This is a genomic window from Cellulomonas citrea, from assembly GCF_009829685.1.
In the GTDB taxonomy this organism is placed as follows: domain Bacteria; phylum Actinomycetota; class Actinomycetes; order Actinomycetales; family Cellulomonadaceae; genus Cellulomonas; species Cellulomonas citrea.
On sequence record NZ_VWSD01000104.1, the window covers coordinates 1 to 10,911 of the forward strand.

Here is a 10,911-nt window from a genome sequence, read left to right on the forward strand (position 1 = left end):
CCCGGGCTGGTCGGGCGGCTGCGGGCCGGCGTCCTCGCGGCCGGCCGGGAGCGGATGTCGGCCGCCGCGCTGGCCCTGGCCTCGGTGGTGGCGCTGGTCTGGGCCAGCTCGCCGTGGTCGGCCGGCTACAGCGCGTTCTGGTCCACCCCGGTGGTGCTCGAGGTCGGGTCGGCCGGGCTGCACCTGAGCGCCCACGAGCTGGTCAACGACGCGCTCATGGCGGTCTTCTTCTTCGGCGTCGGGCTGGAGGTGCGCCGCGAGCTCACCATCGGTGAGCTCACCGACCGGGCCCGCGCGGTGGTGCCGGCGGCCGCCGCGGTGGCCGGGCTCGTGCTGCCTGCGCTGCTGTTCGCCCTGGTGGCCGGCGAGCACGCGGCGGCCTGGGGCGTCGTCATCTCGACCGACACGGCGTTCCTGCTCGGTGCGTTGGCCCTCATCGGACCGCGGCACCCGGCGCGGCTGCGGGTGTTCCTGCTCACGCTCGCCGTGGTCGACGACATCGGGGCGCTCACCGCGATCGCGCTGTTCTACTCCGATGCGGTGCGGCTGGTGCCGCTGCTCGTGACCGCGGGGCTGCTCGTCCTGGTCGCCGCGGTGCGGTTCCTGCCCGCCGGGCGGGGTCCGGCCTACCTCGTGCTCGCGGTGCTCGTGTGGCTCGCGCTGCACGCGGCCGGGGTGCACCCGACGCTCGCGGGCGTGGCGGTGGCCCTCCTGGTGCCGGTGTTCGAGCCACGGCGCCGCGAGGTGGAGCGGGTCGAGGGCCTGGCGCGGGCGTTCCGGCAGTCGCCCAGCCCGCGGTTCGCGGCGGCGACCACCCGAAGCCTGCGCGAGTCGCTGTCGCCGAACGAGCGGATGCAGGACGCGATCGGGCCGTTCGTGGCGTACGTGGTGCTGCCGCTGTTCGCCCTGGCCAATGCGGGGGTCCGGCTGGACGGCACGATGCTGGCGGCTGCGGCCCGGTCTCCGCTCACCTGGGCGGTGGTCATCGGGCTCGTCGTCGGCAAGCTGGTGTCGATCACCGGGGCCACCGCGCTCGTGCAACGGCTGGGCTGGGGACGGCTGGCGCCGGGGCTCACGCTCGGCCGGGTCGCCGGCGGTGCGGCGCTGTCCGGCATCGGCTTCACCATCTCGCTGCTCATGGTGGACATCGCCCTGCCCGACGAGCAGGCCGCCGCGCAGGCCCGGGTCGGGGTGCTGGCCGCCTCGGTGGTCGCGTTCGGGCTGGGTGCGGTCACGTTCCGGCTGCTCGAGCGGTACCGGCCGATCACCCCCGTCGGGCACCGCCTGCTGCGCGGGGTCGACCCCACGCGTGACCACGTGCGCGGCCGGCTGGACGCACCGCACGTGCTCGTCGAGTACGGCGACTTCGAGTGCCCGTTCTGCAGCCGCGCCACCGGATCGGTCGACGAGGTGCGTGCCGCGCTCGGCGACGACGTGCTGTGGGTGTTCCGGCACCTGCCGCTCACCCGGGTGCACCCGCACGCCGTGCTGGCCGCCCGGGCCGCCGAGGCCGCGCACGCCCAGGGCCGGTTCTTCGACTACGCCCCGCTGCTGTTCGCGCGGCACGACCGGCTCGAACGGGAGGACCTGCTGGCCTACGCCGCCGACCTGCGTCTGGACGTCGTGCGCTTCGAGGCGGACCTGGACAGCCCCGACGTGGCCCGTCGCGTGCAGGACGACGAGGACGACGCCGACCTCATGGACCTGCACACCACCCCGACGTTCTTCGTCGACGGTGTGCGGCACGACGGCCCCTGGGACGCGGCGTCCCTGGTCGCGGCCCTGCGGGACTGAGCACGCGAGCCGCCGACGAGGGGCAGGATCGCCTCGTGGACCGCATCGAGATCGCCCGGGCGCGCGACGCGCACGGCGAGCTCACGCTCGCCCTGCGCGGTGACGTGCTCGAGCTCGTGGTCGACGGGGTGTTCGCGATGGACTCGGCGCAGACGTCCACCGAGCGCGAGCTCGCCCGGGTGGCGCTCGACCTGCTCACCGGGACCGACCCGGTCACCGGCGGGCGCGGCGGGCTGCAGGTGCTGGTCGGCGGTCTGGGCCTGGGCTGCACCGCCCGGACCTTGCTGGACAGCCCGGCCGTGGGGGCGGTCGAGGTGGTCGAGCTGCACCCGGCGCTCGTCGACTGGGCGCACCAGGGCCTGCTGCCCGAGCTGCCCGACGCCGACCCGCGGCTCACCCTCACCGTCGGCGACGTGCTCGACGTCGTCCCCCGACGGACCGGCCTGGACGCCGTGCTGCTCGACGTGGACAACGGGCCGGACTTCCTGGTGCACACCGGCAACGCCGCCGTCTACGGCTCACCGTTCCTGGCCGCGGCGTGCGCGGCGCTGGCCCCCGGCGGGGTGCTCGCGGTGTGGTCGGCCGACCGGTCGCCGACGCTGCAGCGCACGCTCGAGGCGGTGGCCGGCGGGTGCTCCGAGGTGCTGCTCGAGGTGACCCGGGCGGCGCGGACCTTCACCTACGCGCTCTATCTGGCGGTCCGGCCGGCCCGGTGAACGCCGCCCGGTGAACGCCGCCCGGTGAACGAGGTCCCGCGGACGCCGCAGCGCCCGCGCGGTCGGTGGCGCGGGCGCTGCGGGGTGCTGCCGGTGGCGACCTCAGACGCGGGAGGCCAGGTGCGTCGGGTCGACCTCGGCGTCGGGCTCGTGGGTGATGCGGTTGCGCAGGTCACGACGTGTGAGCTCGATGATCCACATCCAGAAGGCGTGCCCGAACAGCTCGGAGAAGTGCTCGGCGAACGGCTGGTTCCACGGCGCCGGGACCACACCGATGGCCGGCATCACGAGGAGGTGGAAGACCACCCAGACGAGGACGCCGAAGACCGTGCCCTGCCACAGCTTGATCTGCGGGTACTTCTCTGCGACGACGCAGTAGAGGATCGCGAAGGCGATGGCGAAGCCGAAGTGGACGATGAAGCTGACCCAGGGGCGCGGGTTGTCGTTGTACAGGTACGTCGAGTGCGTCCAGGTCTTGGAGAAGCCGAGCAGCTCCAGCATGGCCTGGGGCGGGTTGGTGGCGTCGCGGGCCGGGGTGCGGGGCGGGAACGGGATCTCCCAGCCGAACTTCACGATGGCGGAGATAACCCCGGTGATGAGGCCGACGAGGAGGGCGACCCGGTAGCGACGACGTGCTGGTTCTGTGGTGCGCATGGGAGAAGCCTGACAACCATTCATCCCATGATTGTGCGACCAAGGGCCCAGATTCGGGCCTGAAACAACACATACGGGCACACCCGGGCATCGGATCGCCTCGGCAGGCGCTCCGGGCGAGGCCGACGACCCCGGCCGCGCCCCGCGCTTGTCCTCACGGGACCCGGCTCACCAGACTGGGCCCGCACGCCGCCGGGAGGCGGGGCACCCGGACGGCGGACCTCCTGCGACCCCACCGCCGGCACAGCGTTCGTCCCAGAGGGGGGCCTCATGGCTCGCAAGAAGCGTCGGATCGGCATCCTCACCGCCGGCGGCGACAGCCCCGGCCTCAACGCCGCCATCCGCGGCTTCGGCAAGACCGTCATCAGCCAGTACGGCGCCGAGCTCATCGGGTTCCGGGACGGCTTCACCGGACTGGTCGAGAACCGCACCGTCGAGCTGGACGCGCACGCGCTGTCCGGCATCCTCACCGTCGGCGGCACCATCCTGGGCACCAGCCGGGACAAGGTGCACCGCTGGCACGTGGACGGCGGGACCACGGACATGACGTCCGTCGTCGTCGACAACTACGCGCGCAACGGGCTCGACGGCCTCGTCGTGCTCGGTGGCGGCGGCACCGCGAAGAACGCGATGCGCCTGGTGGACGCGGGGCTCAACGTCATCCACCTGCCCAAGACCATCGACAACGACATCGCGGCCACCGACACGACGTTCGGTTTCGCCACCGCCATGGAGATCGCCACCGAGGCGATCGACCGGGTGCACTCGACGGCGCACAGCCACCACCGGATCATCCTCACCGAGATCATGGGGCACCGTGCCGGCTGGCTCACGCTGGGCTCCGGCATCGCCGGCGGCGCCGACGTCATCCTCATCCCCGAGATCCCGTACACCGTGGAGAAGGTCGCCGAGACGATCCGGCGGCGCACCGCCCACGGGTCCAACTTCTCGGTCATCGCGGTGGCTGAGGGCGCGCGCGACGTCGACGACGCGGCCGACTACGAGGCCGCTCAGCTGCTGGTCAAGATGGCCAAGACGCCCGAGTCGCAGCGGGCCGCCAAGGCGCACCTGGCCAACGTCGAGGACGCCCAGCGCGAGCACACCTTCAAGCTGGCCCGTGAGCTGGAGGCCGCCACCGGGCTGGAGTCCCGTGTGACGATCCTGGGCTACGTGCAGCGCGGCGGCGCCCCGTGCGCGGCCGACCGGCTGCTGGCCACCCGGCTCGGTGCCGCCGCGGCCGACCTCGTGGCCGACGGGCAGTTCGGGGTGATGGTCGCCGCCCGCGGGGACGGCACCGAGGCCGTGCCGCTGTCCCAGGTGGCCGGCAAGGTCAAGCTGGTCCCGACCGACCACGCCTGGGTGGCCGCCGCCCGCAAGGTCGGCACCGGGCTGGGCGACTGACCCACGTCCCGGCGACGGGCCGCGGCTGCACGGTCACGTCTGGCGGGCGCGGCGCCGGACGCCACCGCCCCGGACCTCACACCCTGAGCAACGACCCCTGGGTGTCGACCAGGTCGGCGGCCGGGTCGTCGAACCACACCCCACCGTCGGCGAGGTACCGGAACCGCACCTCGGCCCCGGCCGGCACGCTCACCTTGACCGAGGCGGTGCCGTTGGAGCGCCGGCGCAGCACGTGCACACCAGGAGTCCAGTCGTTGAAGGTGCCGACCACGCTCACCGGTCCGGTGACCTGGTCGGCGGGCAGGGCGAAGGTGATCGACCGGGAGCCGGTCGCGGACGGGCGAGACAGCGTGAGCACGGCGCGCAAGTCCTTCCAGAGACGACGAGAGGCCGGGGAGACCGGCCTCGGGCCGAAGCCTGCCGCGACAGCCCACCCCGGCGGAAGAGACCTGGGGCAAGATCACACGACGCCTCGGCCGACGACGCCCGTCCCTCCGTCACCGCACCGGGTGACGTCACCCCGGGAGTGCTCAGCACGGCGTCCCGCGCGGCCGATCGCATGGGCGTGCACCTCGTCTGACCTGGCGCGCCGCAGCCCCGGGTGGGAACCTCGGGTCGAACGGCACGAAGGCCTCTGGCGACCGTCGCCCCGGCTGCGCACACCGGCGGCGGGCCACGGTGACGCACCGGGTACCACGGGAGGGGGCGAGGAGTGCTGATCGACCACAGTCACCGCACCGGGCTGCGGCACACGCTCATCGTGCTCGCCCTCATGGCGGCAGGGCTCGTGGCCATGTGGATGGTGCCCGAGAGCGCGATGCCGTCGCTCAGCGGCAACTACCTGCCGCTGCACATCCTGCTGGAGACCGTCGGGGTGGTGGTCGCCTCGCTCGTCTTCGCCGTCGGCTGGAACTCGCGCGACGACGACCTGCCGGGCAACGTCGCGCTGCTCGGTGCCGCCTTCCTGGCCGTCGCGATGCTCGACCTCGCGCACACGCTCTCCTACGACCAGATGCCCGCGTTCGTCACACCGAGCGGGCCCGAGAAGGCCATCGACTTCTGGCTCGTCGCGCGGTTGGTGGCCGCGGGCACCCTGCTGGTCGCCACCCTCCGGCCCTGGCGCCCGTTCACGCGGCCGGTCAGCCGGTGGGCGTCGCTCGTCGGCTACCTCGCCCTGGTCGCGGCTACGGCCTCGGTCGTGCTCACGCATCCCGAGTGGCTGCCCCGCACCTATGTCGACGGCGTGGGACTCACGCCGTTCAAGGTCGGCGTCGAGTACCTGGTCGTCGTGATCTGCCTGGTCGCGGCGGCGATCCTGGTGTGGCGGATGCGCGACCCGCTGCCGTACAACGCCCCCGCCCTCTTCGGGGCCGTGTGCACGATGGCGATGGGCGAGCTGCTGTTCACGCGCTACACCGCCGTCACCGACGGGGTGAACCTGGTCGCGCACGTCTACAAGGCCGTCTCCTTCGTCTTCATCTACCTGGCGATCGTGGTCATCACGATCGAGCGGCCCTACCGCAAGCTGCGCACCTCGCAGCGCACCCTGCAGGCCACCCTGGCCGCGCTGCCCGACCTGCTGCTCGAGATCGACGAGGACGGCCGGGTGCTCGACGTGCGGGGCGCCGGCGCGGCGCTGCTCGCGCTGCCCCCCAGGACCGGGGTCGGGCTGCTCGTGGAGAACCTGCTCGATGCACCGGCGGCCCGCGCCGTGCGGTCGGCGCTGGTCGAGGCCCGGGACACCGGGTCCTCGCGGGGCCGGCAGTACCTGCTCACCACGAGCGAGGGCCCGCGGTGGCACGAGCTGTCGGTGGCACCGCGACCCACCGAGGCGGACGAACGCCCCCGGTACGTCGTGCTGTCCCACGACGTCGATGCCAGCCGCCGCACCGAGTCCGACCTCGCCGCCTCCCGCAACCTGCTCCAGACGATCATCGACACCGCCCCGCTGCGGATCTTCTGGAAGGACCACGACCTGCGCTACCTGGGGTGCAACCCCGCGTTCGCGCACGACGCCGGCCTGTCCTCGCCCGACGAGGTGGTCGGCAAGGACGACTACGAGCTCGGCCGTGGCTCGCTGGGCGAGACGTACCGCGCCGACGACCGCCGCGTGCTCGCGACAGGGGTGCCGCTGCTGTCCTACGACGAGCCGCAGCCCGGCCCGGACGGCTCGACGCGCTGGCTGCGCACGTCCAAGGTGGCGCTGCACGACCCGTCGGGGTCGATCAGCGGGGTGCTCGGCATCTACGAGGACGTCACCGACCGGCGGCAGGCCGAGGTCGCGCTGCGGCGCAGCCAGGCGGCGCTCACCACCGCCCAGGCCATCGCCCGGGTCGGCAGCTGGGAGTACGACGCGACGACCCGGCGTCTGGACGCCTCCGCCGAGGCGCGGCGGATGTTCGGGCTCGACCCGTCGGTGATGCTGGACCTCGCCCTGGTGATGAGCGCGGTGCACCCCGAGGACCGCGACCTCGTCGAGCTCGCGGTGCGCTCGGGCGAACCCGTCGACCACGAGTTCCGGGTCGTGGTGGACTCCGAGATCCGCTGGGTGCGGGCCCGGCTGCGGATCGAGTCCGACTCCCCGGTCGACTCCCATCGCGTCGTCGGGACGACGCAGGACGTCTCCGACCGCAAGCTGTTCGAGGACCGCGTCTACGCGCTCGCGCACTTCGACACCCTCACCGGCCTGGCGAACCGCGCCCAGCTGGAGGACCGGCTGCTGTACGCGATCAGCGCCGCGCGGCGCGACCGTGGCCGGGTCGCACTCATGTTCATCGACCTGGACCGGTTCAAGGACGTCAACGACACCCTCGGCCACTCCGTCGGCGACGCCCTGCTCGTCGAGCTCGCCCGGCGGCTGCGCGGTGCGCTGCGCGAGGAGGACGTGGTCTGCCGGCTCGGCGGCGACGAGTTCATCGTGATGGCACCGGGCACGGGCGCCCGCGGCGCGGACCACGTGGCACGCCAGCTGCTGGACGTGATCGCACGGCCGTACCGGATCGAGGAGTACGACCTGTCGCTCACCGCCTCGATCGGCGTGGCCGTCTACCCGAGCGACGGCGACCAGCGCGAGGAGCTGCTGCGCAGCGCGGACACCGCGATGTACCGGGCCAAGCAGGACGGCCGCAACTGCATCCGGTTCTTCACCCCGGCGATGCAGGAGCGCTCGGCGCGCAACCTGCAGCTGGTCAACGACCTGCGGCACGCGGCCGCGAAGGGTCAGCTCTCGGTGGTCTACCAGCCGCAGGTCGCGCTGGACGACGGTCGGCTCGTCGGGGTCGAGGCGCTGCTGCGCTGGCAGCACCCCGAGCTGGGCGCGGTGCCGCCGGGCGAGTTCATCCCGATCGCCGAGGAGAGCGGGCTCATCCTGCCGATCGGCGAGTGGGTGCTGCGCCGCGCCGTCCGCCAGGCCCGCGCCTGGCTCGACGAGGGCCTCGCGCCCATGGTCACCGCGGTGAACCTGTCGGCGGTGCAGCTGCGCCGCACGGATCTGGCGGGCACGGTCGACCGGATCCTGGACGAGGAGGGGCTCGACGCCCGGCACCTGGAGCTCGAGCTCACCGAGGGGGTGGCCACGCACGACCCGCACATCGCGGTGACCGTGCTCAACGAGCTGCACGAGCGCGGCGTCCGGCTCTCGCTCGACGACTTCGGCACCGGGTACTCCTCGATCGGCTACCTCAAGGCGTTCAACGTCTACAAGCTCAAGATCGACCAGTCGTTCGTCCGGGACATCGAGCTGGACGCGGACGACCGGACCATCGTCGGGACCATCATCACGATCGCCAAGAACCTGGGGCTGCGCACCATCGCCGAGGGTGTGGAGACCGCGGGCCAGCTCGACTACCTGCGCACCCAGGGCTGCGACGAGGTCCAGGGCTACTACTACAGCCGGCCGCTGACGCCGCAGGCACTCAGCGTGTTCGCACGTCAGCACGCTCCACGCCGCGGGGCTGAGGACGGGTCGTCCTAGGCTGGCGCCGTGACCCGGCCCGACAAGCACGACCCCGCCTCCCTCGCCTTCGACACCCAGGCGGTGCACGCCGGGAACGACATCGACCCGGGGACGCGGGCGCTGCGCACCCCGATCGTCATGGCGAACTCGTACGCGCTGCCGGAGGACCCGTCGAGCATCAGCTGGTCGGAGTCCGACCCGGACCTGCCGCTGTACACCCGCAACACCGGGGTCAACCAGCGGCACCTGCAGCACAAGCTGGCCACGCTCGAGGGCGGCGAGGACGCCGTCGTGCTGGCCTCTGGGGTCGCGGCGCTGCACGCCGTGATGTTCGCCCACCTGCGCAGCGGTGACCACGTCGTCGTCGGCGACGTCACCTACGAGGCGACCTACCGGCTGTACTCCGAGCTGCTGCCGGCCAAGTACGGCATCGAGGCGACGTTCGTCGACGCGAGCGACCCGGAGGCGGTGCGCGCGGCGATCCGGCCCACCACCCGGATCGTCCAGGTCGAGGTGGTCGCGAACCCCACCACCAAGGTCACCGACATCGCCGCCGTGGCAGCCGTCGCGCACGAGGCCGGGGCGATCCTCGTGGTCGACTCCACGTTCACCCCGCCGCCGCTGTACCGGCCGCTGGCCGACGGTGCCGACCTCGTCGTGCACTCGCTCACCAAGTACATCAACGGGCACGGCGACGCGATGGGCGGGGCGGTGATCGGCTCCCGCGAGCTCATCGCCCCGATCCGCTCGGACGCCCAGGTGGACGTGGGCGGGGTGATCTCGCCGTTCAACGCGTGGCTCATCATGCGCGGCTCGGTGACGCTGCCACTGCGGCTGGCCCGGCACCAGGCCTCGGCGCTCACCCTCGCCCGGTTCCTGGCCGACGACCCGCGGGTGGCGTTCGTCGCCTACCCGGGCCTCGAGTCGCACCCGCAGCACGAGGTCGCCGTCCGGCAGTTCGGCGGACGCGGCTTCGGCGGCATGCTCGCGTTCGCGGTGCACGGCGACCCGGACACCCAGAACCGGTTCGTCGCGCAGCTCAAGGTCATCACCTCGGCGGTCTCGCTCGGGCACGACGAGTCGCTCATCGTGCACGTCGGCACGTCCGGACCGCGGGTCGCCACCTACCCGGCCGACTTCCGCCGCTGGGGGCACCTGCGACTGTCGGTGGGCCTGGAGGACGCCGGTGACCTGGTCGCCGACCTGGCGGCGGGCCTCGACGCGACGTTCGGGCCGCGCTAGCCCCCGGGCCCTAGGGTCAGAGGGTGCCCGCCGCCTGGTCCCGCCGCGTCCTGCTCGTCGAGGACCAGAAGATCCTGCGGCTGCTCGTCGCGCAGGCGCTGCGCGAGGCCGGGTTCGAGGTGTCGGACCACGCCGACGCGTCCTCCGCGCTGGCGAGCGCCGAGGACTTCGACGCGGACGTCCTGGTCACCGACATCGACCTGGGCTCACGGCCGGACGGCACGCAGCTCGCCGCGATCCTGCGGGCGAACCAGCCGGACCTCGTCGTCGTCTTCCTCACCAACTACCCGCGGGCGGCCGCGCAGCGCGGCGACCCGCTGCCCGACGCGACGTACCTGGGCAAGGACGCGCTGGGGTCGGCCGACGAGCTGGTCGCTGCCATCGACGCGGCGGTGCGCACCGGGCACACCGACACCCCCGAGCCGGACGAGAGCTCACCGCTGACCGGGCTGAGCCGCGGCCAGCTCGAGGTGCTCGCGCTCATGGCCGAGGGGCACTCCAACGACGAGATCGCCCGCCGGACCGGGCGCACCACACGTGCGGTGGAGCGACTGGTGGCGCGCACGTTCGAACGGCTGGGGCTGGCGAACCAGCCCTCGACGAACCCCCGCGTGCTGGCCGTCCAGCTCTACACGGCCACCTTCGGCCCGCGCCGGCCGGACGCGGGATGAGGTCCGCCCTCGCGTCCTGGGGACGGGTCGCGGGCAGCGGCCACGTCCTCACCCGCTGGTCCTGGCTCGCGACGGCGCCCTTCGCACTCACGGTGCTCGGCGGCTACGACTCGGCGACCACGGCGCACGAGCGGGCGCTCGGGCTGGCGATCGCGCTCGCGGTGCACGTCGCGCTCGGCCTGGTCGGGCTGGTCGCAGCGGCGGCCGAACGCCGGGCGCCGACACCGGCCGCCCGGGCCGCCACCGTCGCGGTCGCGGTGCTGGCGATCGGCGTGCTGCGCCCGGTGCTCATGGCCGCCGGCGCCCGGTGGTGCTCCGTGGTGCTGTTCGAGTCGCCGTTCTGGGCGCGGGTCGCCACCAACGTCGTCGCGGTCACGGTGGCGCTCGCGGTGGTCGCCCGGGTGACCGTCACGGTGCAGGCCCGGCAGGTGGCCGCGGCGCGGCTGCGGACCGTGCTCGACGCGCTCGACAGCCAGCG

At 73.3% G+C, this 10,911-nt stretch carries 9 protein-coding genes; 7 read left to right on the forward strand and 2 right to left on the reverse strand.

The window, feature by feature from the left end; genetic code table 11:
• Together nhaA and F2B26_RS11480 are read left to right on the forward strand one after the other, a co-directional pair.
• The coding region (nhaA, locus tag F2B26_RS11475) for a Na+/H+ antiporter NhaA (RefSeq protein ID WP_328698675.1) at positions 1–1,794 on the forward strand (1,794 nt) is incomplete at its 5' end.
• Between the two features lie 35 nt (positions 1,795–1,829).
• The gene (locus F2B26_RS11480; RefSeq protein ID WP_159809463.1) at positions 1,830–2,510 is read left to right on the forward strand and encodes a polyamine aminopropyltransferase; all 681 of its coding nucleotides are present in this window, start codon (positions 1,830–1,832) and stop codon (positions 2,508–2,510) included.
• A 102-nt stretch (positions 2,511–2,612) separates the two neighbouring features.
• On the opposite strand, the gene F2B26_RS11485 is transcribed toward F2B26_RS11480, so the two are convergent.
• Positions 2,613–3,164 carry a YagU family protein gene (locus F2B26_RS11485; protein WP_159809465.1) on the reverse strand — a complete coding sequence of 184 codons (552 nt, stop codon included), beginning with the start codon at positions 3,162–3,164 and terminating at the stop codon, positions 2,613–2,615.
• A gap of 270 nt (positions 3,165–3,434) precedes the next feature.
• On the opposite strand from F2B26_RS11485, the gene F2B26_RS11490 reads away from it, so the two are divergent.
• Positions 3,435–4,565 (forward strand): 6-phosphofructokinase, encoded by a 1,131-nt coding sequence (locus F2B26_RS11490; RefSeq protein ID WP_159809467.1) that lies wholly within the window; start codon positions 3,435–3,437, stop codon positions 4,563–4,565.
• A 76-nt stretch (positions 4,566–4,641) separates the two neighbouring features.
• Here the strand turns inward: F2B26_RS11490 and F2B26_RS11495 are convergent, their stop codons facing one another.
• Positions 4,642–4,923 (reverse strand): isoamylase early set domain-containing protein, encoded by a 282-nt coding sequence (locus tag F2B26_RS11495; protein ID WP_159809469.1) that lies wholly within the window; start codon positions 4,921–4,923, stop codon positions 4,642–4,644.
• 354 nt (positions 4,924–5,277) lie between these two features.
• On the opposite strand from F2B26_RS11495, the gene F2B26_RS11500 reads away from it, so the two are divergent.
• The 4 genes from F2B26_RS11500 to F2B26_RS11515 all read left to right on the forward strand — a co-directional run.
• Positions 5,278–8,538, forward strand: coding sequence for a bifunctional diguanylate cyclase/phosphodiesterase (locus F2B26_RS11500; RefSeq protein ID WP_159809471.1), 3,261 nt, complete (start codon positions 5,278–5,280; stop codon positions 8,536–8,538).
• 9 nt (positions 8,539–8,547) lie between these two features.
• Entirely contained in the window at positions 8,548–9,762 is a 1,215-nt protein-coding gene (locus F2B26_RS11505) for a trans-sulfuration enzyme family protein (RefSeq protein WP_159809473.1), read from the forward strand.
• A 23-nt stretch (positions 9,763–9,785) separates the two neighbouring features.
• Positions 9,786–10,433, forward strand: coding sequence for a response regulator (locus F2B26_RS11510; protein ID WP_159809475.1), 648 nt, complete (start codon positions 9,786–9,788; stop codon positions 10,431–10,433).
• The coding region (locus F2B26_RS11515; protein WP_438939198.1) for a hypothetical protein at positions 10,430–10,911 on the forward strand (482 nt) is incomplete at its 3' end. The genes F2B26_RS11510 and F2B26_RS11515, both read left to right, overlap by 4 nt.